The sequence below is a fragment of the Actinomyces sp. HMSC08A09 genome, from assembly GCF_001807465.1.
In the GTDB taxonomy this organism is placed as follows: Bacteria; Actinomycetota; Actinomycetes; order Actinomycetales; family Actinomycetaceae; genus Actinomyces; species Actinomyces oris.
On sequence record NZ_KV789084.1, the window covers coordinates 14,129 to 40,313 of the forward strand.

Here is a 26,185-nt window from a genome sequence, read left to right on the forward strand (position 1 = left end):
CCCCACCTACCCGAAGTGCACCCGACCCTCATCCAGTAGCACCCCACCCTCGTGCAGTTCGCCCGGACGACGCCGTAAGCCACCACAGTGACCGGGGCAGCCCCCTCCGGCAGGCCGATGCAGCAGCTCTCCCATCCGGCAGACCCACCCCCGACCGGTGTCTTGAGATGTCATGACATCCGAAACTCTCAGAAGTCATGACGCAACACAGGGCCGGTGCGTCTCAGGAGAGGAGGGCCCGAAGCAGATCGAGCCCTACCAGGGCCACCGCGACCGCAACGGTTCCAGCGATCCCCACAGCCTGCCGCTTCCCCCGTGGCGCCCAGGCGTAGATCGCCGAGACGATCCCTCCGACGACAAGCCCACCGAGGTGCCCCTGCCAGGAGATGTTGGCCCCCAGGAAGGAGATGACGGCATTGATCGCCACCAGCGCCACGATCCCCGAGGTGTCTCGCCCGAAGCGCCGTTGCACGATGAACATGGCCGAGAACAGGCCGAAGACCGCTCCCGAGGCGCCCACCGTCAGCGTGAGCCAGGACTCCGTGTTCGGCCAGGAGAGCCAGTAGATCATCGTCGAGCCGCCCAGGGCGCTGAGCAGGTAGACGCAGGTGAAGCGCCACCGCCCGAGCACAGGTTCAAGAGCACCGCCCAGTACCCACAGAGCCCACATGTTGAAGCCGAGGTGCATGTAGTTCGCATGCAGGAAGGCGGTGGTCAGGAACCGCCAGGGCTCGGAGGCGGCCAGTGCCGGCACGAAGCCCAGGCGGAGCTCCAGCGACTGCATCGTCACCTCGGGAATGAAGACCTGAAGCGCGTAGACGACGACGCACAGGCCGACGAGGATCTTGGTGACCAGGGCCCCGGAGGTGACGGTCCCGCCCAGCAGCGTGCGCGCCTGACGTCGGCCGACCTGAGACTGACGAGCACAGTCCACACAGTGCACCCCCACCGAGCTGGGCACCTGGCAGGCGGGACAGGTGGGTCGGTCGCAGCGCTGGCAGCGCACGTAGGCCACCGTGTCCGGGTGCCGCGGGCACACCGGCGGTGCCTGCTGCGGAAACGAGTTCGTCGAGGTCATCGGATGCTCCTGTGCGGATGATCGGGGCTTGAGCGGGTTGGGACGGGTGAACCGGATACGACGACGCCGCCGGGACGCGGGTCCCAGCGGCGTCACAGAGGCGAATCACACCTGATTCCGGTGCTTCGGTAGCGGTGCGGTGGGTGACCCCTCGTTGCTGAGCGGCCACCCCATGCCCTCGTGGAAACTACTCGGTGATGTCCACCGAGGTGATGATGACGTCCTGCACCGGGCGGTCGCGCGGGTCGGTCTCCACAGCGGAGATCGCGTCGACGACGGCGCGGGAGGCCTCGTCGGTGACGGCACCGAAGATCGTGTGCTTGCCCTGGAGCCACTCGGTGGGGGCGGTGGTGATGAAGAACTGCGAGCCGTTGGTGCCCTTGCCCAGGCGGCGGCCGGCGTTGGCCATGGCCAGGACGTAGGGGGCGGCGAAGGTCAGGTAGGCGTCGATCTCGTCGTCGAAGACGTAGCCGGGTCCTCCGGTACCGTCACCCAGCGGGTCACCGCCCTGGATCATGAAACCGGGGATGACACGGTGGAAGATGACGTTGTCGTACAGCGGGGCGTGGGACTCCGCGCCGGTGCGTGGATCCGTCCACGCCTTCTGGCCGGTAGCCAGCCCCACGAAGTTGGAGACGGTCTCAGGAGCCTGCTCGGGGTAGAGCTCCAGGCGGATATCACCGAGGTTGGTGTGAAGAGTCGCTTCCATGAGTGACATGGTGGCACGGTCGCGGGCCCATCGGCATGAACCCCTCAGTGGTGCGCGGTGCTGTTCACCCCAGGCAAAACGGCTGGACATCGTGTGGGCCAGGCCGCGCCGGGGTGCGACCATTGGTGCACGTTGCACAACGACCGTCTGTATCCGTTTCCTACCTGGGAGGCAACCATGTCCTGCCTGACGAAGACATGCTGCGACAAGAAGCTCGACACCACTCATCTGCGCAAGGAGGCAGCAACCCTTGCCGGATCCGTCGTCGGCCAGGCTGAGAAGGCCGCCCTGTGGGCTGCTCCGCACGTCAGCAAGGCCGCCGGGGGCGTGGCCCGCGCCGCCAAGGACGCACAGGAGCGTCTGGAGCCGGTGGTCCACGAGGCCCGCTACCGGGTTGTCGAGGACTACATCCCGCGTGCGCAGCGCGCCGCCGTGGCTGCCCAGGCTGCTGCAGGTACGGACGGTACCCTGACAGAGCGCGCCCAGCGCGTGGCTGTTGCCGCAAAGTCCGCCGCATTGGAGGTTCCCGTGAAGAAGCAGAAGAAGCACCGCGTGCTCAAGACCCTGGGTTGGCTCGCCGTCGCCGGCGCGGCCGCTGCCGGCGCCTATGTCGTGTGGCGTCGTAGCCAGCCCGTTGAGGACCCGTGGGCCGAGGAGTACTGGGCCGACTCCACCGAGGATGAGGCCGGCTACGGCATCAGCCCCGAGGACGCTCAGGCCTGACCGCCCCCTCAGAATTCACGACGGCGCCGCTCTGGACATGACCCAGCGCGGCGCCGTCGTTGTTCCAGTTCTCATCCCATGGCAGTTTCCATGGCACTTTCCATGGCGCTGCCGCAGCGACCGACGCCTGCCGGCCGCCGTGGCGAGGGCCAGCCGATCAGGCCCGGTGACGGTGGACGCGGAATCCGGGGCCGATGTCGCCGGCCGGGACCATCTCGGCCAGGGAGGCGGGGTCGCTCAGTGAACTCGCCGCGATGAAACCGGTGATGGTGTCCACGCCGTAGTCGAGGAGCACCGGGTTGAGTGGCGTCGATGGCCCCACCAGGACGGTGTGCGCCTGGCGGGAGAGCTCGATGAGACGCGGCGCGGTCTTGTTGACGAAGCTCGATGAGGAGATGAAGACGAGGTCGCACTCGGGCAGGACGTACTCGCAGGCGCTGTCCGGCCAGTCGCCGGGCTGAAGGTTGCGCTCGAGGCAGATGTACTCGCCGGCGCCGGCCAGTGCGGCCTCGGCGAAGGGGAAGTGCCCGATGACTGCGACTCTCTTGCCGACGATCATCTCCCGGTAGGGGTCGAAGACTTGGCGCCAGGTCAGTCCCTCCCCGGTGGGTTCGAAACCGTTGTCCGCAGCCGTCTGCTCGCGCGAGTACCAGGAGTTGATGGCGGCCTGGCCGATGCTGGCCTCAGCCAGGTTCCAGGACTTCGCCAGGGCGCCGACGTCGCGCAGTGGCCGTCCCTCGAGCGGCCCGTCGTTGAGGGCCGGGCGGCTGCGCACATCCATGGTCCAGGCCGTGCCGACGCCGCCGGCGGAGTTGAGGACGCGGCTCCAGCGGGGCCCCTGTCCCGCTGTGCGCACGACGACGTCGTCGGGCAGTCCGTCAAGAAGCGCGTCGTAGATCTCCCATGGTTGTGACATGACCTCATCCTTCTGCAACCGGGCGGTGACTGAGCCTTACCTATCCTAAGCAGTCCCGTCCGACGGCGCAGCCCTTCACCCCAGTGCCTCAGCGACCCCTCGCGGCATCGCCTCAGCGCAGACAGAACCGGGCGCCGCTGCCCGAGCACCGCTGCCCGCACAATGAGCGCACGTACAATGAGCGCACCGGAAGAATACTAATGCGTCACTTTCCGACCGATGACGCAATTCATTGGTGAGACTCAACCGTGACGTTGATTGCTGTTGAGTTGCAGGAAACTCACTGTGTTTCTCTGTGGAATTCCTTAATGCTACCGTGTCAAGGCCCATGACCCTAAAACTGAGGTAGCGCTTCATGCTTCGCCGATTCTTTGTCCGCTCGCACCGGCGGGAACTGACGTCGTCACGTCAGCCCTCACGCCAGTCTCGTCGGAGACTGAGGAGCGGCGCCGCCATCTCGACGTTTGCCCTGATTGCCGGTGCACTGGGCACGGCAACGCTTCCACTCCCTCCGGCCGAGGCCATTTATGGTAATCCTGCCGGAGGATCGGGAAAATATACCCAGGTGATCGACTGGATCGACTGGAACGAGATGACCAATACCTTGCCCGGGAAAGGCACGAGAATCCTTCCCGACGGAAGCACCGGCGTGGTCTGGTCGACTCCCTCACGGATCTCCGGCGATAAGTGGCGAACCAGTCGATGCACCCTGTCCAATGTGCGCACCACCGCCGTGGGAAAGAACGAGACGGGGCTGCCCACCGACCGGGGCTTAAGTGTCGGATACTATCCGGGTAACTGGATGGGCGACGGCCTGGCTCGCCTTTACAACGACGGCACCAACTACACCGCCGGGGTCGCCAAGAAGCCCTATGCGACCTCGTCAAACCTGCCTCTGGGCATTGCCAACCTGAGGGACTCCTCCACACAGCAGTTCCAGATCGAGTGCAGCGCCTACCTGGTGACCTCCGCCTCCCAGCCTGCGAAGAGCCAGCTGGAGCGTTTCCCCAACAAGGTGGAGGTTCCGATGGAGGGCATGGTCGTCGCCGATGCTGAGGCCTCGAGCTGGCACATCCCCAACGGCCAGAAGGAGTACATCTCCGTTTCCCCGATCCCCTACGTCGCCTCCCAGAACGTCACCTACCGCCTGTTGGAGAGCGCCCGGACACCGGGATGCATCACGAACTCCGTCGTGGGCAAGGTCTCCGTGTCCACCCCTGTTGGTAACCGGCCCGGCATCAAGCTGCGCCCGGACGACGCCGAGTGCAGCGCCAAGGTTCGCAACGGCTACGGCCCCTCCTCGGTCATGCTGCTGAGCAACATGCGCACCGGCTACGTCGAGATCCACGGAGGCGGTCGAGGCGCCGTCGCCTTCGGTGTCGTCTCCTACATGGACTACGGCGACGCGCCTGAGAGCTACGGTGTTGCCGGCAGCGCGTTCCAGCCGGCCTGGAGCGGTGGGGAGCTGTCTGACAGCGGAGAGCGCAACATCGCCCGCGGCAAGGCACCGTATGAGGGCGACGCCGGAGACTGGTACAACCTGAGTGCGGCAACGGACCAGGGCAACGTGGCCACCACGAACTCCGCCGTCGTGCGTCTGGGTGCCCTGACGGACCACGATGACAGCATCACCCACACCGCTGACGCTTCGAGGGACAACACCACGGATATTGATGACGAGGACGCCCTCCCCGCCAACTGGGACCGCGTCATCTGGACCGATATCGGCCAGAAGTGGAGTCAGGAGATCACCTGCTCGGGCAGCAACACCAAGATCGCCGGCTGGGTGGACTGGAACCGGGACGGCGTGTTCTCCGCCGGTGAACGCTCCGCGGTGACCTCCTGCTCCAGCGCCGGTAAGGCCACTGTGACCTGGACCGTCCCCCAGGACGCCAAGCGGAGCACCATCAATGGCAACGGTGCGGCCACCTTCATGCGTCTGCGCATCACCGGCGCCCCGCCCAACGGGCGGGAAGCAGAGGACCCTCAGCCCACTGGCATCGCGGTCAACGGTGAGGTCGAGGACCACCAGGTGCAGGTCCAGCTGCCCAACCTGTCCCTGGTCAAGCAGGTGGACAACACCGCGGCCGGCTCTCTGGGCCTGTCCGCCAAGGACTGGACGCTCACGGCAACTCCCAAGCGCGGTAAGACCGCCTCAGGCGCCGGCGGCTTCGACTCCGCCTACCTGCCCCAGGGCCAGACGGTGCTGTCGGAGTCCTCGTCGTCGCCCAAGTCGGCCGGGTACAAGGCCACGGTCTCCTGCGTGCCACACCCGAACTCGGATATCAGGACTCCGTCGTCGACGGTCAACTCCGCCTCCAAGACCCTGGATCTGGCCACCGGTGAGTGGATGCAGTGCACGATGGTCAACACGGCTCAGCCCGGTCAGGTCGTCTGGAGCAAGGTCGACGACGCCGGCAACCCGCTGGCGGGGACCGTGTTCACGCTGGCCTCCCCGGCGCTCAACGGCGGTCAGAAGGAGGTGACCGACTGCGTCGCCACCGGCGGCAAGGCCACGTGTCCCAACGGCTCGGTGGACCAAGACCCTCGAGCTGGGTTCTTCAAGGTCTCCGGACTCACCTGGGGCGAGTACTCCATCACCGAGACCCAGGCTCCGGCCGGCTACCACCTGTCCTCCACCACCCTGACCAAGACCCTGGACGGATCGGCGCCGGCCGCCGGCACGGACGACGACACCCCCACCCTCGACCTGGGTCAGGTCACCAACAGCCGGATCAAGGGGTCGGCCACCTGGACCAAGACCGATGAGCGCGGCAACCCCATCAAGGGCGCCCAGTGGTCGCTGATTCCCCTTGACTCCAACGGTCGGCCTCAGCCGGACCAGGCCCGCACCATCACCGACTGCGTGGGCACCTGCGCCCAGGGCGGCCTGGACACCGATGCGAACCCCGGCGCCTTCAAGCTGGCGGAGCTGGGCTACGGCTCCTACCGGCTCGTCGAGACCAAGCCGCCGGTCGGCTACGTCCTGGACGCCACCCCCCGCACCATCACCATCTCCTCCCAGGGGCAGGTCGTGGCGCTGGGCAAGATCGCCAACCGCAAGTCGTCGGTGCCCGCCATCCCCTTCACCGGAGGGAGCGCGGCCGACACCTTCCTCATCGCCGGAGGGGCGGTGCTGGGGATCACGGTGCCGGCCATGATGGTCCAGGCCTACCGACGCCGGCGGGCCCTGGACTCATGACTGGACTCATGACCTGAGCGAACCATCGGGACGCACGTGATGGGCCGCAGACACCACGGTGTCTGCGGCCCATCGGCGTCAACCGCATCAGGCCGGATGCCTCACAGGAGCGGCAGGAGGATGTCGGTAACGGCGTCGACGGGCGGGGTGGTTGCCGGGTCGGTGAGGTACTCCTCGATGATCGGATGGTCTCGCGGCTCCTCGCCCGAGCTCGGCAGCCACTGACCGTAGAGCCACCGGTAGGCGGCATGCATCGAGGAGTAGGGGCCGATGTAACGCAGGACCGCGTACCGGCCGGCCGGCACCACCCTTTCTGCAAGACCGTGGGGAATCCTCATACCGGGGTCGACGACGGTTCCAGCCGCCGAGCGCAGATCAGCCGGGGGAACGGCGTCGGGATCGTCCTCATAGATGGCAACCATCCGACTCCCGGATCCCACACGGTCTCTGACTCGGCTGAACGCCCGGCCGATATCCATATAGGAACCACGGTGCTCGGATACGGCAAGTCGATAGCCGCGGCGAGTCTCCACGCGCACCTCCCACGCCGGGTCCTGACTCACCGACGACATCGATCCCGAACCACAACTCGTCACTGGTGAGTCGATCGATGCCGGGCGTCCACCGATGCGGAATCGGCTGGGAGTCGTCCTATATGCGCGGAGAAAGGCTCGACTGAACACTTCGGTGCCGGTGAACCCGGCTTTCCAGGCGATCCGTTCCACCGGCCACGAGGTCTCTGTGAGCATGGCGGCAGCCCGCTCCAGACGGAGACGGCGTACGGTCTGAGCGGCCGTCTCCCCGCGCACCGCCCGGTAGATGCGGTGCCAGTGATAGCGGGAGAACCCGGAGACGTGAGCGAGAGTCTCCAGGCTGAGGTCGTCGTCAAGATGCGTGTAGATGTAGTCGGTGACGACGTCGAGTTGGCGTTGGTACTGCTCGGCCCTCATGTGTCCGAAAGGACCCCGATGGACAGGTGAATCGAGCCGTCCGGAGCGTAGTACTCGTAGTCGGCACGATAGTCACGGGTCAGGTCCTTGCGGGCCCAGACATCCGCCCACGCGTCATAGACACTCTCCGGCCGAGCATCGGCCAGCATGAGGATGTCGCGAGTGGAGTTCGGGATCGTCACAGTCACCTGGCCAGGGGGAACCGAACCTCCGGCCTCGATGCGCCTGCCGATGACGAGGGTGTAGACACCGTCGACATCGTCGCCGGGAGCCTCGTAGTGGGTATAGACCGCATAGATGCCGGGGCCGACGCCGGGCTTCTCGGGTGCGAGGAGCCCGGCGTCGGCAGCGGCCCGCCAGTGAGGGGGAATGGTACGGGCCGCCTCTCGGTTCGATGTCCGAAGAGGCAGGCCAACGACGTCGAAGGAGCCGATCGTTTCTCTCATGCGTTCCATGATGCCCGTATGGCACCCAGAGCTCACTGACGAATCTTGCGGACCTGGACGGGTCGTCAGTCCTGCGAGTGGGTCAAGACAATCTTGCCGGTGGTGGTTCCCGTGCGCACCGCGGAGACGGCCTGAGCGGCCTCCTGGATCGGGAGGCGGTCGGTGACGTGGACACGGAGCTCTCCGGAGGCCACAAGCTCCACCGCACGCCTCAGGTGGCTTCCGACGAGTCCTGGGTTCGCCCGACTGAAGGCCCCGAGGTTGAAGCCGATGACGCCAATGCCCCGCAGCCACAGCGACGTGGTGCTCACCTGCTGGTCCTGCTCCTGGGAGGCGTCCCCCAGCGCGAGGAGCCGTCCTCCCGTACGCAGCAGGTCGAGGCTGAGCAGCCGGGCCGGGCCGGCCACCGGGTCGGCGACGACGTCGAACTGGGCGGGGTCGGCCTCCGCGAGATCCTCGGTCAACCAGGCCTCGTCATAACCCAGGTCCAGGATCTCCTGGCGCTTGGCCTCGCTGCGGGTGACGCCGACGACGCGGCCCGCCCCGAGCAGTCGGGCCACCTGGCCCATCTGCGAGCCGAGGCCACCGGCGGCGGCGTGGACCAGCACGCTCTCGCCGCGACGCAGGTGGGCGATCTCCTCCAGGGCGACGAGCGCCGTCGTCGAGTTCGCCGGAACTGCGGCGGCCAGGACCGGGTCCAGGCCCGCGGGCAGAGGCGTCACGAGCTCCGCGGGGGCCACGGCAACCTGCCCGTAGCCGCCACCTCCGGTGATGGTCAGAGCGACCACGGCGTCCCCAACCCGATAGCCATCCACACCGTCCCCAAGAGCACGGACTCGACCACTCACCTCCAGCCCGGGAGTCCAGGGCAGGTCGATGGCCACGAGGCCCTCGGTGAAGAGCGCCTCAACGTAGCCGACGCCGGCATGGTCCACATCCACGGCGATCTGACCCGGTCCGGGCTCAGGAGTGGGAGCCTCCTGGTACCGCAACCCGGACGCCGGGCCATCGAAGTTGACGATCTGCATGGCCTTCATGAGCAACACCTTCCTGTATCAGTCACCAACACAGTATCAGATACCTGATACATGACACGGAGCAGCCCCGTTGCGATTCGCTGAGCCAGTGGTGATCGTGGGCCCGAGACAGCAGTGATCGTCGATGTCTCGGCCGCTACTCGGCACTGAGGTCGTCGCGCAGGAGGGAGGTGACGCGCCCGAGCATCTCGGTGAGCTGCTGGCGCTCCTTGACGGTGAAGGACTCGGCCATACGCTGCTCGATGCGGCGTGCAACCTTGTCGGCGCGCAGTAGCAGGGCCTCACCCTCGGTCGTGAGCGAGGCGATGAGGACCTTGGCGTGGTCGGAGGAGGGGTGACGGGTGACGAGTCGTTTCTGCTCCAGTTTGGCGATGACGGTGGCCATCGTCTGCGGAGTGACCGCGGCAGCCCTGGCCAGCTGGGCCGAGGACTGCTCGGGCACGTAGTACAGGGAGAGCATGGCCGCGTACTGGGCCACGGTGAGGCCGAAGCTCCTCAGAGCCTGGGTCTTGGCGGCCATCATGGCCTGCTCGGCCGACTTGATGTGCAGGCCGAGCCGGACCCCGGTGTCCTCGATGAGCTCGCGACGTCCTCGCCTCGGGGGCGGAATGTCAACGGTGTGGCTCACGGTGCTCATCCTAGGAGGCGTCGTCATCGGGGAAGAAGATCTCCTCGATGGTCAGGCCGAAGACGCGAGCAATGGTGAAGGCCAGGGGCAGGGAGGGGTCGTAGCGACCGGCCTCCAGGGCGTTGACCGTCTGGCGGGAGACACCCAGCTCCTCGGCGAGCCGGGCCTGGGTCCAGCTGCGCTCGGCGCGCAGGACCTTAAGTGCGTTCCTCACCGGTACCGCCAGGCCGTCCACAATGTTCCGATGATGAAGAACACTCCCCACACCATCACGACCCATGAGGCGTTGAGAAGAGGCAGGCCAACTTCCTCCATAAAACTGTAAGCAATACAAGTGAGAATCGTTCCCGCCGATGAGATGACCAGAGCATCCAGCATTTTCTTCTGCTGCATCTCATCAATCTCTTGGAACATCTTCCTCATCGCCCACGCGCACACGCAGGCTCCGATCATGGGAAGCAGCACAACAATGAATCGCCATAGCGTCCCCTCCACGGAATGGAGCCAGAATCTTTTGGCGAAAATAGCCAGAGAATAAAGCACCATGCCTATGGTGAACCGAACGAGGTAGGCGACGTGTGCTTTACGGTCACTACTCATGATGCCTGTGATGCTAACAGAATCGGAAGCCCAAGACCAAGCACATCAAGACCCCAGTGAGCGACCACCAGCGGCCACAGGCCGCGGCGGCAGCGCCAACGCATACCTCCGAGGAGCAGTCCTCCCAAGAACGTGGTGATGAACCTGGCGAGCTGCGCCCGAGGACTCAATGGCGTCAACGCCGCGTGCTGGAGTGCGAAGAAGAACGCGATAACGACCAGTGCCGCAGCCTTATGGAAACGAGATTCGAGGGCCTCAGCGGCATACCCGCGGTACAAGCCTTCTTCCGCCAGGGCAATCGTCACCGGCATGACGAGCAGGGCCCACCATCCCATCCACACGGGAACGCCATGCAACACTCCTGAGGCGGGCGGATCCCCCTGATAGGCAACCAGAATGCCGATGAAGGTTGAGGCGGAGAATCCGATTTGCAGAATGATGAAGGCCAGCAGTCCCCAGGCGGTACCCGACCAGCTGGGGGCCAGCAGATCGCGCAGGCGACGATCCTGGCGAGCCAGTAGCCGCGAGAGGACGAGCAGAGTGATGACGTCGACAATCACCACCGTCACATTGGCCCACAGCAGGGCCCGGTTATAGCTCCAGTCGACGAAGGGCAGAACGATACCGGTGCCAGCGAAGAGCAGGACGGTTCGCATCAGGAGAAGCACCACCACGCTGCGCCCGGTTCTTATGACGTCAGGCGAGGAAATCATGCCTCAAATATAAAGCGACCTTGTCATCCAGTCAAGGTTACTTTCCATCTCGACGACGTTCCCTCGACCGCCCTGTCGTCATCAGGTACGCACTGCCCAGGGCCGTGCCGGCGATGACCGGGAAGGCGGGGATCACCCATCGGTGGGGGCGCACCTCGACCCCATGAGCTCGCAGCGTCCGCTTCGCGAAGATCCAGAAGGGCAGGACGACCGGCAGCGCCGTCGCCACCCCCGGGGTGTAGCGCCGGGCCAGGGCCGCTGAGCCCAGGTGGCTGAAGGTGTGCATGCCATAGCCGTAGAGCGCGGCCTGGTAGACGGGCGAGCGTCCACGGGTGCGGTAGCCGTCAATGGAGGCAACAGCCATGAGGACACCCATGAGACCGATCCCCAGGTAGACGTGCTCACGCGAGCAGCCGTGACGTCGGATGTCCTCGGGCAGGAAGGGAACCTTGTCGAAAAGCGGGTGCGTCCAGCCGGGCATCGTGGCCAGCTCCTCGAGGTCATGCGCCAGCCATGAGAAGAACAGCCCTCCGGTCGCCAGTGACACCGGATCCATCACGGTCACCTCCGGCACACATTGTACCGACGAGAGAATCCCCGAGGTGGACCACCATCATGGCCCATCTCGGGGAGCGGGGAGTATGAGAAAGCAGTGGTGGAGCCAACGGGACTCGAACCCGTAACCCCCTGCTTGCAAAGCAGGTGCGCTACCAATTGCGCCATGGCCCCTTAGGGAGGGTGGTCACCAGTTCCGTCAGCTGCTAGTCGACGGGGTCGGTGACCTCGGCCCACGCGGCCCGCTCCATGCGGGCCGCCTCGAACCTGAGCCACGCGGCATAACCCGCAGCGGCCAGGAACGAAAAGACCGCGGCTGATACGACTGCACGGTTCCTCATGAAACCTCCTCATCGTCTCACCGCGGACGGTGGGCCTAGCTGGACTCGAACCAGCGACCTCATCCTTATCAGGGATGCGCTCTAACCAACTGAGCTATAGGCCCTTGCGACCGGAGAAGATTAACCTGTCCGGCTATCGCAGACCAAATCCGATCACTCGTCCGCAAGCGTGAGATGGATCCCACCGACGAGGGTGGCGGTGATGTTGTAGAGAAAGGCGCCCAGCGTGGTCAGGGCGGTCACCAGCACGATATCCACCACGGCGACAATCGTGGAGACAGCCAGGGCCCGCGGCAGCTCGAGGTAGGCGACGATCGCGGAGAAGGTGTTGGAGCGCTCACCGGCGACCGTCTTGACGAGCTCCTCGATGGTGGAGAAGACGTGCATGGCGTCGAGCATGAACCACACGACCGCCGTGGCGACGATGAGCATGATGCCCGCGGCGAAGCTGAGCAGGAAGCTCGCCTTCATCACTGACCAGGGGTCGACCCGGGTCAGGGCCAGACGCACGCGGCGCGGCCCGGCGATGGTCTTCTTGCTCTTCTTGCTCTTGCCGCCCGACGCGCTGCCGGAGGCATCCGCGCCACCCACAATGGATGCGGCACCTGCGGACTGCCCACCGTCAGGGGACATGGAAACCGGCTGGCTCATGCTTCGACCTCACTCTCGTTGTCTTCCAACGCTACCGTGTCCGCCGCTGAGTCCGCAGGAGAGTCGCCAGTGTCACCTTCCGGGGCCTGGAGAGCCTGGGCCTGGTCGGTGGAGTCCGCAGAGTCGGCACTCGAGGCGCTATCGGCGGCATCGACCGCCTCCTCCATGTCCCGTTCAGTGTTGCGGGCCACCGCGATGATGCGGTCTCCGGCGTCGGGCTTGGCGAAAGTCACGCCCTGCGTGGTCCGACCGGTCCGCGAGACCTCGACGACGGCGGAGCGGACCACCTTGCCCGAGGCCATGATGCACAGGACCTCGTCACCGGAGTCGGTCACCAGGGCGCCCACGAGGTTACCTCGGGCCTCGACGAGGTTGGCGACCTTGACGCCGAGGCCGCCACGGCCCTTGACGGGGTAGTCGACGACGTTGGTGCGCTTGGCGTAGCCGCCCTCGGTGACGACGAACAGGTCCGCGTCCTGCCAGGAGGGGTCGACGACGTCCATGGCCAGCAGGTAGTCGTCCTCACGGAAGCGCATGCCGGTGACGCCGCTGGTGGCCCGGCCCGTGGGGCGCAGGGTGTCGTCATCGGCGTGGAAGCGCAGCGACTGGCCAGCGCGGGAGACCAGCAGGAGGTCCTGCCCGGTGCTCAGGAGCCGGGCGGAGACGAGCTCGTCGTAGTTGCCCTCCTCGTCCTGGCGCAGGTTGATGGCGATGACGCCGCCGGAGCGGTTGGAGTTGTACTCGCTCAGGCGGGTCTTCTTCACCAGGCCGCGGCGGGTGGCCAGGACCAGGTAGTCGGCCTGGTCGTAGTCCTGGAGCTCCATGACCTGGGCGATCTCCTCGCCGGGTTGGAAGGCCAGGAGGTTGGCCACGTGCTGACCCTTGGAGTCGCGCCCGCCCTCGGGCAGCTCGTAGCCCTTGGCGCGGTAGACACGGCCGTAGTTGGTGAAGAACAGCAGCCAGCGGTGCGTCGTGGTGACGAAGAAGTGGTCGACGACGTCGTCCTCGCGCAGCGTGGCTCCGCGGATGCCCTTGCCGCCGCGGTGCTGGGAGCGGTAGGAGTCGGTGCGGGTGCGCTTGGCATAGCCGGAGCGGGTGATGGTGACGACCACGTCCTCCTCGGGGATGAGGTCCTCCATGCTCATCTCGCCGTCGAAGGGCACGATCCGGGTGCGGCGCTCGTCGCCGTACTTCTCGACGATCTCGGCCAGCTCGTCGGAGACGATGCCCCGCTGGCGCTCCGGGGAAGCGATGATCTCGCGCAGGTCCTTGACCCGGGCGCGCAGCTCCTCGGACTCCTCCTGGATCTTGAGCCGCTCCAGGGCGGCCAGACGGCGCAGCTGGAGGGAGAGGATGGCCTCGGCCTGGGCCTCGTCGACGTCCAGCAGCCCCATGAGGCCGGTGCGGGCCTCCTCGGTGGTGGGCGAGCGCCGGATGAGGGCGATGACGGCGTCGAGGGCGTCAATGGCCTTGAGCAGGCCCTCGAGGATGTGGAGGCGCTCCTCGGCCTTGCGCAGGCGGAAGCGGGAGCGGCGCACGATGACGTCGATCTGGTGGGCGACCCAGTGGCGCACGAAGCCGTCCAGGCTCAGGGTGCGCGGCACCCCGTCGACCAGGGCGAGCATGTTGGCCGGGAAGTTGTCCTGGAGCTGGGTGCGCTTGTAGAGGTTGTTGAGGACCACCTTGGCGACGGCGTCGCGCTTGAGGACGATAACCAGTCGCTGACCGGTGCGCCCGGAGGTCTCGTCACGGATGTCGGCGATGCCGGTGACCTGGCCGTCGCGCACGAGCTGGGCGATCTTGTCGGCCAGGTTGTCGGGGTTGACCTGGTAGGGCAGCTCAGTGACCACCAGGCACTGGCGGCCCTGGATCTCCTCGACGTTGACCACGGCCCGCTGGGTGATGGAGCCGCGGCCGGTGCGGTAGGCGTCCTCGATGCCCCGCCGGCCCAGGATCGTGGCGCCGGTGGGGAAGTCGGGTCCGGGGATCCGCTCGATGAGGGCGTCGAGCAGCTCCTCGCGCGAGGCGTCGGGGTGCTCGAGGTACCACTGGGCTCCGCGGGCGACCTCGCGCAGGTTGTGCGGCGGGATGCGGGTGGCCATGCCGACGGCGATGCCCTCGGAGCCGTTGACCAGGAGGTTGGGGAACCTCGACGGCAGGATGACCGGCTCCTGGTTGCGTCCGTCGTAGTTGTCCTGGAAGTCGACGCTGTCCTCGTCGATGTCCCGGAGCATCTCCATGGCCAGGGGCGCCATCTTGCACTCGGTGTACCGGGGGGCGGCGGGCCCCAGGTTGCCGGGGGTGCCGAAGTTCCCCTGGCCGGCCACCAGCGGGTAGCGCAGCGACCACCACTGGACCAGGCGGGCCAGGGCGTCGTAGATGGCGCTGTCGCCGTGGGGGTGGTAGGTCCCCATGACGTCGCCGACGATGCGCGAGGACTTGGAGAAGGAGGCGGTGGGGCGGTAGCCGCCGTCGTACATGGCGTACAGGACGCGGCGGTGGACCGGCTTGAGTCCGTCGCGCACGTCGGGCAGGGCCCGGCCCACGATGACGCTCATCGCGTAGTCGAGGTAGGAGCGCTGCATCTCCATCTGGAGGTCGACCGGCTGGATGCGCTCGGGGGCGGGTGCGTTCGTCGCTCCCTCGTCGCCGATGATCTCTTCAACTTCGTCGCTCACAGGATTCCTTCGTGTTCAGAGGAGGTCGCCGGCAGCGGGCCGGCGCTTCACGTGTGGCTCGGTACCGCTCAGATGTCCAGGAAGCGGACGTCGGAGGCGTTGCGCTGGATGAAGGAGCGCCGCTGCTCGACGTCGTCGCCCATGAGGATCGCGAAGGTCTCGTCGGCGTCGGCCGCCTCATCGAGCGTGACCTGCTTGAGGATCCGGGTGGTGGGGTCCATGGTCGTCTCCCACAGCTCGTGGTCGTTCATCTCGCCCAGACCCTTGTAGCGCTGGATCCCGCCGTCCTTGGGGAGGCGGCGGCCCTTCTCCTGTCCGGCGGCCAGGAGCTTGTCGCGCTCGGCGTCGGAGTAGGCGAACTCGTGCTCGGCGTTGGACCACTTGAGCCGGTAGAGCGGCGGCATGGCGATGTAGGTGTGGCCGTGCTCGATGAGCGGGCGCATGTAGCGGAACAGGAGGGTCAGCAGGAGGGTGGCGATGTGCTGGCCGTCGACGTCGGCGTCGGCCATGATGACGATCTTGCCGTAGCGCAGCTTGGCGATGTCGAAGTCCTCGCCGATTCCGGTGCCGAAGGCGGTGATGAGGCTGCGGATCGTGTCGGAGGACAGGGCCCGGTCCAGGCGCGCCTTCTCCACGTTGAGGATCTTGCCGCGGATCGGCATGATCGCCTGGTGCTCGGGGTCGCGGCCGCCGACGGCGGAGCCACCGGCGGAGTCTCCCTCAACGATGAAGATCTCGGAGTCCGCGGCGTTCTTCGAGGAGCAGTCGCGTAGCTTGCCGGGCATGGAGGCGGACTCCAGGACGCCCTTGCGGCGGGTGGCCTCGCGGGCCTTGCGGGCGGCCAGGCGCGCGGCGGCGGCCTGGGAGGCCTTGGTGATGATGGCGCGGGCGTCACCGGGGTGGGAGTCCAGCCAGTCGCCGAGCTGGGCGTAGACCGTCTGCTGGACGAAGGTGCGCGCCTCGGTGTTGCCGAGCTTGGTCTTGGTCTGGCCCTCGAACTGCGGCTCGGAGAGCTTGACGGAGATGACGGCGGTCAGCCCCTCACGGATGTCGTCACCGGTGAGGTTGTCGTCGCGCTCCTTGAGCAGGCCCTTGTCCCGGGCGTACTTGTTGACCAGGGTGGTCAGGGCCGTGCGGAAGCCCTCCTCGTGGGTGCCGCCCTCGGTGGTGTTGATCGTGTTGGCGTAGGTGTGGACCGACTCGGAGTAGGCGCTGGTCCACTGCATGGCGATCTCCAGGCTGATGGAGTGGTTCTCGCCCAGGGACTGCTCGGCCTCGAAGTCGATGATCTCGGGGTGGATGAGCTCGGCCTTCTTGGACTTGTTGAGGAAGGCGACGTAGTCGCGCAGGCCGTGCTCGTAGCAGTAGGAGTCGGTGCGGAAGCCGACCTCGGGGGCGTCGGGGGCGGAGTCGTCCCCGGCGATCTCGTCGCCGGCGTCCTGGACGCCGAGGCGCTCGTCGGTCAGGGTGATGCGCAGGCCCTTGTTGAGGAAGGCCATCTGCTGGAAGCGACGGCGCAGCGTCTCGTAGTCGAAGTCGACCGTCTCGAAGATGGTCGGGTCCGGGTAGAAGGTCTGGGTGGTGCCGGTGGAGTCGGTGGCCTCGCCCTTGACGAGCTCGGTGATGGGGCGCCCGCCGTCGGCGAAGGACATGCGCCACACGAAGCCCTGTCGGCGGACCTCGGTGTCCACCCGGGTGGACAGGGCGTTGACCACGGAGATGCCCACGCCGTGCAGGCCGCCGGAGACGGCGTAGCCGCCGCCCCCGAACTTGCCGCCGGCGTGCAGGATCGTCATGACGACCTCGACGGTGGGCTTGTGCTCGGTGGGGTGCTCATCGACCGGGATGCCGCGGCCGTTGTCGCTGACGCGCACGCCGCCGTCGGCCAGGATGGTGACCTCGATGTGGTCGCAGTAGCCGGCCAGGGCCTCGTCGACGGAGTTGTCGACGACCTCGTAGACGAGGTGGTGCAGACCCCGCTCACCGGTGGAACCGATGTACATGCCGGGGCGCTTCCGGACCGCTTCGAGCCCTTCGAGGACGGTGATGTCCGAGGCTCCGTAATCGTGATTCACAGTGGCGTCCTGGTCAGACACGTGTCAGTTGCTCCTCAATCTGTGCGCATCGGGACCTCAGTGGTCCGATGTCTCCGTCCGGGCCCTTCACACGACGATCCTGAGGAGGATCGTGCGCACACGTAGGTGGGTACATCAGGACGGTCCTGGGCGCACCTTGGGCGGTTTCACCGCATTCTAGCGTAGATGGGCCCGTGAACCGCGGCACCGTGAGCAGCTGGGGGCGTGCCCGTGGTCACCTCTGTCCCGCGTGGATCGGCGCGCCGCCCGATTCCTGGCGCCCGAACCGTGTCTTTGCGGCGACGACGGCCGCGGCCGGTGCGTTGCCAATGATACCCGCACTCCCACTATCCGTAGGTATCGCGCGGACCGCGGGTGCCGCGCAGGCCGACTCCGCGGCGCTTCCAGGTCGGGCCTGCCGGCCCCAGGATCCGCAGCTCCACCGCGTCGCCAGTGCTGATCCCTCCGGCCTGGCGGCCGCCGGGACCCGAGCGCAGGGCCTCGACGATCCTGGCCTCGATGGTGGGTTGGAGGAGCCGCAGCTGCTGGGCCCAGCTCGAGGACGAGGCGCGCAGGGTGATGCGACCGGCGTCGAAGGACTCGATGGTGCAGTGCTCGGCGACCTGATCGCCTACGATGGCCCGCCACCGGGCGACGACGCCGGCCACCGCGAGCTTTCCCGCCCAGCCGTTGTCGGCCACCATGCGGCGCAGCTCGCGCTGTCCGGTGCTGGGGTCGAAGGGGGTGGGGCCGGGCCGGTCGCGTCCCCGCGCCAGTCCGGGGCCGCGGTCGGCCGGGTCGTCGGGGTTCTGTCCCAGGGCCCGGGCCAGCTCGCGGCGCTGGTCCCAGGGCGCCGCCGGCTGCACGTCCTTGCCCCCGGAACCGCCGGCCGGCTCGCGCAGCCGGCGGGCCGGCACGCGGGTGTCGCCCTTCTCCCAGGCCTGGGCGCGCTGGCGGGTCAGGGCCCGCTGCGCCAGGACGTCGGGCAGTGGGCCATCGCCGGTGGACGCGGACGGCTCAGCCACGGGTGACCTCACCGTCGGCCACGCGATACCGGGCGCCGGCGAGCTCGGCGGGGACGTCGTCGTCGACGGCGGCGGTCAGCAGGACCTGCTGGGCGCCGGCGACCATCTGGGCCAGGGCGCGGCGGCGCTGCTCGTCGAGGGAGGCGAAGACGTCGTCGAGGATGAGGACCGGCTCGCCGTCCCCGCCGTAGGCGTCGATGTCGGTGCGCAGCATGTCGTAGGAGGCCAGGCGCAGTGCCAGGGCCAAGGACCACTGCTCGCCGTGGGAGGCGAATCCGCGGGCGGGCAGACCGGTGAGGAACAGGCTCAGGTCGTCGCGGTGCGCCCCGACGAGGTTGGCGCCGCGGTCGATCTCGCGGGCGTGGAGCTCACCCATGGCGCTCTCCAGGCGCGCGGCCAGGGCGGCCTCATCGAGGAGCGTCTCCTCGCCGGCGAGCCAGGCCGACTCGTCGTGGGGGTCGGGCTCCGGGACTCCCTCATGGGTCAGCAGGCTCGAGCGGTAGGCGATCTGGGCTCGGGAGCGCTGCCCGGAGGTCCCGGAGACGGTCTCGTAGGCGGAGGCCACCCAAGGGCGCAGGCGCCGCACGACGTCGACCCGGGCGGCGACGAGCCGGGCGGCCGCCGCGGCGAGCTGGGCGTCCCAGACCTCCAGGGTGGAGAGCATGGAGGAGGTCGAGGAGCGGGCCGCGCGCGCGGACTTCAGGAGGCTGGCGCGCTGGGCGAGGATCTTGTCGTGCTCGGCGCGCACCCCGGCCAAACCCGGGCGCAGCGTGACGACCAGGTCGTCGAGGAAGCCCCGGCGGACCCCGGGCTCGGCGCGCACCAGGGAGAGGTCCTCGGGGGCGAAGACGACCGCGCGCAGCACCCCGAGCAGGTCGCGGGGTCGGCAGCCGCCCCGGTTGAGGCGGGCCCGGTTCGCCTTGCCGGCGATGATCTCGATCTCCAGGACGCTGGGTCTTTCCCCGTGGACGGCCCGGGCGCGCACGACGGCGCCGGCCGGCTGGGCCTGGCTCGGTGCCGCCCTCCGGACGAGGGCGGTGTCCGCGCCGATCCGGTGGGAGGAGAGGGTCGCCAGGTAGACGATGGCCTCGACCAGGTTGGTCTTGCCCTGTCCGTTGGAGCCGACGAAGGCACTGGGGCCCGGCTCCAGGGACAGCACCAGGCTGCGGTAGGAGCGGAAGTCGTCCAGGGAGAGGTCAGAGACGTACATGCCCCGTCGGGTCTCAGGCCCCGAAGCGGATCGGCATGAGCAGGTAGCGGAAGGAGGAGTCCTCGGTGCCCCCGATGGAGTCCATGCCGGTGAGCACCGCGGGCTTCGAGGCGTGGGTGAAGTCGAGGCGGACGTAGGGCTGGTTGAGGGCGCCCAGGCCGTCGAGGAGGTAGCCGGGGTTGAAGGCGGTGGAGATGTCGTCGCCCTCGAGGTGGGCGACGAGCTGCTCGGTGGCCTGGGCGTCGTCACCCTGTCCGGCGTCGAGCTCCAGGTTGCCCTGGGTGAAGGACATATGGATCGGGGTGGAGCGGTCCGCGACAAGGCTGACACGGCGCACGGCGGCCATGAGCTCGTCGGTGCCCACGGTGGCGTGGATCGAGGTGGACTCCGGGAAGAGCCGGCGCACCGGCGGGTAGTCGCCGTCGGTGAGCAGGGAGGTGGTGCGCCGGCCGCCGGCCTCGAAGCCGATGAGGCTGGAGGCGGCCGACTCGCTGCTGAGGGCCACGGTCACGTCTCCGGAAGAGGTCAGGGACTTGGCGACGTCGGAGAGGGTGCGGGCCTTGAGCAGGGCCGTGGTGGACAGGTCGGTGTTGGACGGCGACCAGGTCAGCTCCCGCATGGCCAGGCGGTAGCGGTCGGTGGCCATGAGGACCAGCGAACTGCCCTCGACCTCGATCTGGACGCTGGTGAGCAGCGGCAGGGTGTCATCGCGGGAGGCGGCGATGGAGACCTGTCCGACGGCGCGGGCCAGGTCGTGGGCGTCGATCGTGCCGGCGACGGCGGGCATGACCGGCAGCGCCGGGTAGTCGTCGGCGGCCATGGCCGCCAGGGAGAAGCGGGCCGACCCGCAGGAGACGGCGACCTTGTTGCCTTCGACCTCCAGGTCGACGGGCTTGTTCGGCAATGCCTTGGCGATATCGGCCAGGAGGCGTCCGGAGACGAGGACGACGCCGTCCTCCTCGACGTCGGCGGCCACCTCGCAGTGGGCGGAGACCTCGTAGTCGAAGGAGGCCAGGACGAGGCTGGAACCCTTGGCCTCCAGCCTGACGCCGGCGAGCACGGGTACCGGCGGGCGGGCGGGCACGGATCGTGCAGTCCAGGTGACGGCTTCAGCGAGGATGTCTCGGTCAACCCTGAGCTTCACGGTAGGTGCCTCCGTCAATCGTGGTCGGTCGGCCGGTAGGCGTCGTGGCACTACTGAGCCGAGAAAAAACGTGGTGCCGGCAGGTCGCCGGCGGACAGTCGTCATGGGAACGGCGTCGCTGGGAACGCAGTCCTGGGTCGAGAGTGTAGACGGTAGTCCGTGGGAGTCACCCTGTCACCAGCGATCACCCATGCTCATCCCATGCGCCTTTCCGAATGACAAGCGCCCGGGGCCCGGTCCGGTCTCGTTGGCCGATCGTGCTTCGCGATTTCTTGTCATCTAGATCTGTAGGGGTAGTAGCACGTGTGGATGCTGGGGATAACAGGATTTTTCGCCGTCATGACGCCAATGGTGCTGGGGAATGACACGTGGGTGGTTCTGGTGAGCGGACAGGGGTATCGGTGGAGAGAGCGAATGACATCCATGTCATTCCACAGTGGGGGTGCGCTACCTCCACAGCGACACGCTCGCTCCTCCACGTGCCCTCCTCAGCACCGTCCACAGCGGGCCGGCCCGGCCGCCGGTGCCCAGTCTCGCCGGCACGTAATGCACGAGGGTGGGGTGCTGCTGGAGGAGGGTGGGGTGTGCTGCGGGTAGGTGGGGCCTTCGTGCAGTAGGCACGACCCTTGGCCAGTGGATCCCGGCCCTCGTGGAGTAGGTCGGCTCAGGGCGGAAGCCTCGGAGCCGACGTCGTCCCTATGGCCTGCGGGTCCCGCGTGGGCTCAACAAGGGTCCAGACAGAGCCAGGCCTCGCTGCGAGACCCTGCAGACTTCGCTTCCGCTGGCGTCAAGTGTCCACAGCGCTGACATTACCGAGCCCGACGTCGGAGCACCCGACAGGGATCGTTGGAATGCCGCGGTTCGTCTTCGGCGCTCAGCACCGAAGCGGCGTTGATGTCAGCACCATGGACACCAGCGACCCGCCAAGACGTGCCAGGCCTCGTCCCTCGACCCACCGTCGCCCCCAGGACGACCAGACCCATCACGGACTCCGACCTGAGCGAGCGCTTCATCAGTCCTGACACGTGAAGGCCTCAGAAACGAGGAGATAAACAGAACGCTTTGGCGATGACGACGTCGCGGGTGCTGCGGTCTGTGTCGGTGGCCGGTCGGCTCAGGCGGGAGACTGGGCGGCCTGCTTGATGCGGCTGGTCAGCTCGGTGACCTGGTTGAAGGTGGAGCGGCGCTCGGCCATGAGGGTGCGAATCTTCTTGTCCGCGCTCATGACGGTGGTGTGGTCGCGCCCGCCGAACTCCCGCCCGATCTTGGGCAGGGAGAGGTCGGTGAGCTCGCGGCACAGGTACATGGCGATGTGGCGGGCCGAGACCATGGTGCGTGAGCGGTTGGCCGAGCACAGGTCATCGATGGTGATGCCGAAGTAGTCGGCGGTCTGCGCCATGATGAGGGAGGTCGTGATCTCCTGGCCCTCGGGGTCGGAGATGATGTCCTTGAGGACCATCTCGGCCAGGGTCTGGTCGACGGGCTGCTTGTTGAGGGAGGCGAAGGCCGTCACCCGGATGAGGGCGCCCTCGAGCTCACGGATGTTGGTGGTGATGCGTGAGGCGATGTACTCCAGGACGTCGAAGGGCAGGTCGAGGCCCTCGGCGGTGCCCTTGCGGGAGAGGATCGCGATGCGGGTCTCCAGGTCCGGGGGCTGGACGTCGGCCAGCAGGCCCCACTCGAAGCGGGAGCGCAGGCGCTCGTCGAGCCCACCGAGGGCCTTGGGGGGCTGGTCGGAGGTGAGGACCACCTGCTTGCCCGAGGAGTGCAGGGAGTTGAAGGTGTGGAAGAACTCCTCGAGGGTCGACTCCTTGCCCTGGAGGAACTGGATGTCGTCGACCAGGAGGATATCGACCTCGCGGTAGCGGCGCTTGAAGCCCTCCATACGGCCGTCGTCCTGGTTGCCGTCGCGCACGCAGGCGATGAAGTCGGAGACGAAGACCTCGGAGTTGACGTACTTGACGCGGATTCCCGGGTTGAGGGTCTGGGCGTAGTGGCCGATGGCGTGCAGGAGGTGCGTCTTGCCCAGGCCGGAGCCGCCGTAGATGAACAGGGGGTTGTAGGCACGGGCCGGGGCCTCGGCCACGGCCAGCGCGGTGGCGTGGGCGAACCGGTTGGAGGAGCCGGTGACGTAGGTGTCGAAGGTGTATCTCGGATTGAGCTGGGAGACGTCGTGGGCCGCGGTGGGTGTCAGCAGCCCGGTGGGGTTCTGGGGGCCGGTGCCCCCGGGGCTGTAGGTGCCGGGATGTGCTGACCTCATGGGAAGGGAACCCGACATCGTCGACGGCGCCGAGGCGGCGGAGGCCTGGGAGTGAGGCATCGGTGAGGGGGCGCTCGCCGAGTAAGGCGAGGGCTCGGCGAGGTGCTCGCCGTAAGCAGGCATCGTTGGTGCGGCGGGCGCGGCGGACATAGCCGATGCGGTGGAGGGTCCCGACGGCTGGGGTGGGACGGAGGGGGACGGGGAGGATGCCGGTGCGGGGGCGACGGTCGTCAGGTTGACCGGTTCGGGAGCCACCGGGGGCATGGGTGCGCGCGAGGCCTCCGAGGAGGTGTCGACCGTGACCTCCATGGGCATGGGGCGGCCCCAGACCTGGGTGATGGCGGCGCTGATGGGGGCACGTGCCTGCTCGACGATGTCCTTGGCGAAGGCCGATCCGACGACGAGGACGAGCGTGCCGTCGACGTCGATGAGGTGGGTCATGCGGATCATGGACATCTTGCCCTGCCCCAGCTCTCCGGAGCTGGAGAGCACCTCGAGGGCTGAGAGCCATTTGGTATTGGCGGCGTCGGGCACGACGGACTCCTGATCGGCATGGTTGGTGAACCCGGTGACTGCAACCCGACCGACGCCGGCCGGGGCCCTGCGTCGATGATGACAGGGTTGTGTGGAACTGGCGAACCGGAAGGTCTCGGCCAGGCGTCCCATCATGCTGGTTCTCCACAGCCTTGTCCACACCTGGGGACACACCGAGCGACGGCTCACAGATAACGTTCAGAATAAACTCTGAAAACAGTAGGTATGGATGGCCCGGATGATCTGCTGCGAGCCCGCGGAATGACAGAAGTGTCGTCATTGACGGGGCTTTCGAGTCGGTACGCACAGGTTCAGGAGTTATCCACATATCCGCAAGGGTGTGGACGGAGTCCTTCCCACAGCCGTGGACACGGACGACCCCGCTTGTGGACGGAGTGTGGAGAGGATGTGGATGACGCCACCGGTCACAGTGGTCACAGTCGGCCACATTCGTTTGACCGGCAAGAGGGCCAAACGTAGGCTGTTGCAGACGTTCGCGCGGAGTCAGGTCCCGATCCATGGGGCAGCCGCACGAGCGACAGTGCCGCGAACCTCGCGATGCACTGTTCCGATCACCTCACCTCAAGCAGGAGTTAAGCCCGTGAGCAAGCGGACCTACCAGCCGAACAACCGTCGTCGTGCCAAGGTGCACGGCTTCCGTAAGCGCATGTCCACCCGCGCAGGCCGCGCCGTCCTCGCTTCGCGGCGCCGCAAGGGCCGCGTTCGCCTCGCCGCCTGAGGTGCTCGGCGCGGCGCACCGATTAGCGCGGGGTGAGGACTTCACTACCGCGATTCGTCGGGGTACGCGCTGCGGGAACCGCAGGCTGGTCGTGCACTACCACGCCGGCGGGAGAGGGGATGACTCCCCGGCTCTCGTCGGCGTCGTCGTGCCCAAGAAGCAGGTCCCGCTGGCCACTCGCCGTAACCGTGTCAAGCGCCGGGTCAGAGCCCTCATGGCGCAGCGGGTCGGTTCCCTGGAACCGGGAGCTCGTGTCGTCGTGCGCGGATTGGCGGGTGCCGACGGCGCCGACAGCAGCACCCTGGGACGTGACCTGGATCGGCTTCTGAGCCGGTGCCGGGAGCGTCAAGCTGAAGGGCACCGGCGGTGAGCCGGGGCCGGTTGCGGGCGTAGCGATGAGCGGATGGCTGACGCGAGTCCTCGTGGCTCCGGTGCGTTTCTACCAGCGCTTCATCTCGCCCGCCCTGCCGGCCTCCTGTCGCTACTACCCCACGTGCTCGGCCTACGCCGTCACGGCGCTCAAGGTGCATGGTCCGATCAAGGGCCTGCTGCTGGCCCTGTGGCGTCTGCTGCGATGCAACCCGTTGACCCGCGGTGGAGTCGACCACGTCCCGGACAAGGGGCAGTGGCGATACCACCATCCCCGTGACGTTCCGAGGTTCACGGTCGAGGACCCCTGACCGAAGCCGCTGAACCGGCGGACACGACGCCGGCTCAAGCCCTGAGCCCACACTGATACCTCTCGCACGAGAACCCTCATACAAGGAGTACGGATGGACACGTTGCTGTGGCCGCTCAAGGTGGCCGTGGCCTGGGTCATGGTCACGATCCACAAGGCCCTGGTCCTCATCGGCTTCCCCGACGGACCGGGTGTTGCCTGGGTGCTGTCCATCATCGGTCTGACGATCGTGGTGCGGCTGCTCATCATGCCGCTGTTCGTCAAGCAGATCCGAGCCTCCCGCGGGATGCAGCTCCTCCAGCCCGAGATGCAGGCCCTTCAGGCCAAGTACAAGGGCAAGAAGGATCCCGAGTCGCGCCAGCGCATGAACGAAGAGATGATGGCGCTCTATCGCAAGCACGGGACCAACCCCATGGCCTCCTGCCTGCCGATCCTGGTGCAGATGCCCATCTTCTTCGCCCTGTTCCGGGTGCTGGCCTCCCTGGGTGCCGTTGCTGCCGGGAAGTACGGCCGCCCCTCGATCGGTCCGCTCACGCAGCAGCTGGCCGAGCAGGTTCAGGCCTCCAGCGTCTTCGGCGCCAGCCTGTCCTCCTCCTTCCTGGGCAGCTCCGACACGCAGGTCAAGATCGTCACGGTCGCCATGATCGTCATCATGTCGGTGACGCAGTGGTACACCATGGCGCAGCTGTCGATGAAGAACATGTCGACGGACTCCCTCAACTCCGACAACCCCATGATCCGTTCCCAGCGGATGATGCTGTACGTGATGCCGGTGATCTTCGCCGTCTCCGGCGTCAACTTCCAGATCGGTGTGCTCGTCTACTGGGTGGTCTCCAACCTGTGGACCATGGGTCAGCAGTTCTTCACCATCCGCAACATGCCCGCCCCCGGCAGCGAGGCCGAGAAGAAGTACCGCGCCCGCATCAACGCCAAGCGGGCCCGCAAGGGACTGCCCTCCCTGGAGGAGGAGGAGCGAGCCGAGGCGATCGCCAAGGCCGAGGCCGAGGGACGCACCGGAGGTCAGCGGGTGCAGCCGGTGCGTAAGAACCGGCAGAAGAAGTCCGGCGGTCAGGGCGAGTCCCGCAGTGAGGCCTTCGCCGACGACTCCGATGTCGAGCAGCTCGAGGACGCTGATGAGGACAAGGACTCGACCTCGTCCAAGAGTGGTGGCCTCAGCGATGAGGAGATCGCTCGACGTCGTTATGAGCGCCGTGCCCGTCAGCGGCGTGAGGCGGCGGCCCGACGCAAGGCCCAGGCCAAGAAGAAGCGCAACCGCTGATACGTGTTCAGCG

25 protein-coding genes and 2 tRNA genes are annotated in these 26,185 nt (G+C 67.2%); 6 read left to right on the forward strand and 21 right to left on the reverse strand.

The window, feature by feature from the left end; translation table 11 throughout:
- Positions 1-223 precede the first annotated feature (223 nt).
- Together HMPREF3165_RS01170 and HMPREF3165_RS01175 are read right to left on the reverse strand one after the other, a co-directional pair.
- On the reverse strand, positions 224-1,078 hold the full coding sequence (locus tag HMPREF3165_RS01170; RefSeq protein ID WP_070510230.1) for a rhomboid family intramembrane serine protease: 855 nt from the start codon (positions 1,076-1,078) through the stop codon (positions 224-226).
- Between the two features lie 187 nt (positions 1,079-1,265).
- Positions 1,266-1,787 carry a peptidylprolyl isomerase gene (locus HMPREF3165_RS01175; protein ID WP_070510339.1) on the reverse strand — a complete coding sequence of 174 codons (522 nt, stop codon included), beginning with the start codon at positions 1,785-1,787 and terminating at the stop codon, positions 1,266-1,268.
- Positions 1,788-1,964: 177 nt separating this feature from the next.
- On the opposite strand from HMPREF3165_RS01175, the gene HMPREF3165_RS01180 reads away from it, so the two are divergent.
- Positions 1,965-2,510: a hypothetical protein gene (locus HMPREF3165_RS01180; RefSeq protein ID WP_070510232.1), complete on the forward strand. Its 546-nt coding sequence runs from the start codon at positions 1,965-1,967 to the stop codon at positions 2,508-2,510.
- 157 nt (positions 2,511-2,667) lie between these two features.
- Here the strand turns inward: HMPREF3165_RS01180 and HMPREF3165_RS01185 are convergent, their stop codons facing one another.
- Positions 2,668-3,426, reverse strand: a complete 759-nt coding sequence (locus HMPREF3165_RS01185; RefSeq protein WP_070510235.1) for a Rossmann-like domain-containing protein — start codon at positions 3,424-3,426, stop codon at positions 2,668-2,670.
- Positions 3,427-3,991: 565 nt separating this feature from the next.
- Between HMPREF3165_RS01185 and HMPREF3165_RS01190 the strand changes: the two genes are divergently transcribed.
- Positions 3,992-6,628 carry a CshA/CshB family fibrillar adhesin-related protein gene (locus HMPREF3165_RS01190; protein ID WP_070510238.1) on the forward strand — a complete coding sequence of 879 codons (2,637 nt, stop codon included), beginning with the start codon at positions 3,992-3,994 and terminating at the stop codon, positions 6,626-6,628.
- 101 nt (positions 6,629-6,729) lie between these two features.
- Here HMPREF3165_RS01190 and HMPREF3165_RS01195 read toward each other — a convergent pair whose 3' ends face one another.
- The 18 genes from HMPREF3165_RS01195 to dnaA all read right to left on the reverse strand — a co-directional run bounded on the left by HMPREF3165_RS01195 (position 6,730) and on the right by dnaA (position 23,475).
- Entirely contained in the window at positions 6,730-7,578 is an 849-nt protein-coding gene (locus HMPREF3165_RS01195; RefSeq protein WP_070510241.1) for an AraC family transcriptional regulator, read from the reverse strand.
- The gene (locus HMPREF3165_RS01200; RefSeq protein WP_070510244.1) at positions 7,575-8,024 is read right to left on the reverse strand and encodes a GyrI-like domain-containing protein; all 450 of its coding nucleotides are present in this window, start codon (positions 8,022-8,024) and stop codon (positions 7,575-7,577) included. Before HMPREF3165_RS01200 ends, HMPREF3165_RS01195 begins: the two co-directional genes overlap by 4 nt.
- Before the next feature lie 65 nt (positions 8,025-8,089).
- Positions 8,090-9,061, reverse strand: a complete 972-nt coding sequence (locus tag HMPREF3165_RS01205; protein WP_070510247.1) for a quinone oxidoreductase family protein — start codon at positions 9,059-9,061, stop codon at positions 8,090-8,092.
- Positions 9,062-9,197: 136 nt separating this feature from the next.
- The gene (locus HMPREF3165_RS01210; protein WP_070510250.1) at positions 9,198-9,698 is read right to left on the reverse strand and encodes a MarR family winged helix-turn-helix transcriptional regulator; all 501 of its coding nucleotides are present in this window, start codon (positions 9,696-9,698) and stop codon (positions 9,198-9,200) included.
- 1 nt (position 9,699) lies between these two features.
- Positions 9,700-9,903, reverse strand: coding sequence for a helix-turn-helix transcriptional regulator (locus HMPREF3165_RS01215; RefSeq protein WP_070510341.1), 204 nt, complete (start codon positions 9,901-9,903; stop codon positions 9,700-9,702).
- Positions 9,900-10,289, reverse strand: coding sequence for a hypothetical protein (locus HMPREF3165_RS01220; protein WP_003788490.1), 390 nt, complete (start codon positions 10,287-10,289; stop codon positions 9,900-9,902). Before HMPREF3165_RS01220 ends, HMPREF3165_RS01215 begins: the two co-directional genes overlap by 4 nt.
- Positions 10,286-11,002 (reverse strand): CPBP family intramembrane glutamic endopeptidase, encoded by a 717-nt coding sequence (locus HMPREF3165_RS01225; protein ID WP_070510253.1) that lies wholly within the window; start codon positions 11,000-11,002, stop codon positions 10,286-10,288. The genes HMPREF3165_RS01220 and HMPREF3165_RS01225 overlap by 4 nt, the downstream gene beginning before the upstream one ends.
- A 37-nt stretch (positions 11,003-11,039) precedes the next feature.
- Positions 11,040-11,558, reverse strand: coding sequence for an HXXEE domain-containing protein (locus HMPREF3165_RS01230; RefSeq protein ID WP_070510342.1), 519 nt, complete (start codon positions 11,556-11,558; stop codon positions 11,040-11,042).
- A 97-nt stretch (positions 11,559-11,655) separates the two neighbouring features.
- Positions 11,656-11,731: transfer RNA gene (locus HMPREF3165_RS01235), tRNA-Ala, on the reverse strand.
- A 32-nt stretch (positions 11,732-11,763) separates the two neighbouring features.
- Positions 11,764-11,898, reverse strand: a complete 135-nt coding sequence (locus HMPREF3165_RS13475; protein WP_009396342.1) for a DLW-39 family protein — start codon at positions 11,896-11,898, stop codon at positions 11,764-11,766.
- Between the two features lie 30 nt (positions 11,899-11,928).
- Positions 11,929-12,002, reverse strand: a tRNA-Ile gene (locus tag HMPREF3165_RS01240).
- A gap of 49 nt (positions 12,003-12,051) precedes the next feature.
- A complete protein-coding gene (locus HMPREF3165_RS01245; RefSeq protein WP_029316099.1) occupies positions 12,052-12,549 on the reverse strand; it encodes a DUF3566 domain-containing protein in 498 nt (165 codons plus the stop codon).
- A complete protein-coding gene (gyrA, locus tag HMPREF3165_RS01250; RefSeq protein ID WP_070510258.1) occupies positions 12,546-15,227 on the reverse strand; it encodes a DNA gyrase subunit A in 2,682 nt (893 codons plus the stop codon). The genes HMPREF3165_RS01245 and gyrA overlap by 4 nt, the downstream gene beginning before the upstream one ends.
- Positions 15,228-15,295: 68 nt before the next feature.
- Positions 15,296-17,323: a DNA topoisomerase (ATP-hydrolyzing) subunit B gene (gyrB, locus tag HMPREF3165_RS01255; RefSeq protein ID WP_009406855.1), complete on the reverse strand. Its 2,028-nt coding sequence runs from the start codon at positions 17,321-17,323 to the stop codon at positions 15,296-15,298.
- A gap of 326 nt (positions 17,324-17,649) precedes the next feature.
- On the reverse strand, positions 17,650-18,327 hold the full coding sequence (locus HMPREF3165_RS01260; RefSeq protein WP_176746982.1) for a DciA family protein: 678 nt from the start codon (positions 18,325-18,327) through the stop codon (positions 17,650-17,652).
- Positions 18,320-19,537, reverse strand: coding sequence for a DNA replication/repair protein RecF (gene recF, locus HMPREF3165_RS01265; RefSeq protein ID WP_070510261.1), 1,218 nt, complete (start codon positions 19,535-19,537; stop codon positions 18,320-18,322). The genes HMPREF3165_RS01260 and recF overlap by 8 nt, the downstream gene beginning before the upstream one ends.
- Before the next feature lie 13 nt (positions 19,538-19,550).
- Entirely contained in the window at positions 19,551-20,681 is a 1,131-nt protein-coding gene (gene dnaN, locus HMPREF3165_RS01270) for a DNA polymerase III subunit beta (RefSeq protein WP_070510264.1), read from the reverse strand.
- Positions 20,682-21,795: 1,114 nt separating this feature from the next.
- On the reverse strand, positions 21,796-23,475 hold the full coding sequence (gene dnaA / locus HMPREF3165_RS01275) for a chromosomal replication initiator protein DnaA (RefSeq protein ID WP_070510346.1): 1,680 nt from the start codon (positions 23,473-23,475) through the stop codon (positions 21,796-21,798).
- A gap of 601 nt (positions 23,476-24,076) precedes the next feature.
- Between dnaA and rpmH the strand changes: the two genes are divergently transcribed.
- The 4 genes from rpmH to yidC all read left to right on the forward strand — a co-directional run bounded on the left by rpmH (position 24,077) and on the right by yidC (position 26,172).
- Positions 24,077-24,214, forward strand: coding sequence for a 50S ribosomal protein L34 (gene rpmH, locus HMPREF3165_RS01280; RefSeq protein ID WP_003788507.1), 138 nt, complete (start codon positions 24,077-24,079; stop codon positions 24,212-24,214).
- A gap of 1 nt (position 24,215) precedes the next feature.
- A complete protein-coding gene (gene rnpA, locus HMPREF3165_RS12575) occupies positions 24,216-24,584 on the forward strand; it encodes a ribonuclease P protein component (RefSeq protein WP_003788509.1) in 369 nt (122 codons plus the stop codon).
- 25 nt (positions 24,585-24,609) lie between these two features.
- A complete protein-coding gene (yidD, locus tag HMPREF3165_RS01290) occupies positions 24,610-24,894 on the forward strand; it encodes a membrane protein insertion efficiency factor YidD (RefSeq protein ID WP_070510270.1) in 285 nt (94 codons plus the stop codon).
- A gap of 93 nt (positions 24,895-24,987) precedes the next feature.
- On the forward strand, positions 24,988-26,172 hold the full coding sequence (gene yidC / locus HMPREF3165_RS01295) for a membrane protein insertase YidC (RefSeq protein WP_070510273.1): 1,185 nt from the start codon (positions 24,988-24,990) through the stop codon (positions 26,170-26,172).
- Positions 26,173-26,185: the final 13 nt, after the last annotated feature.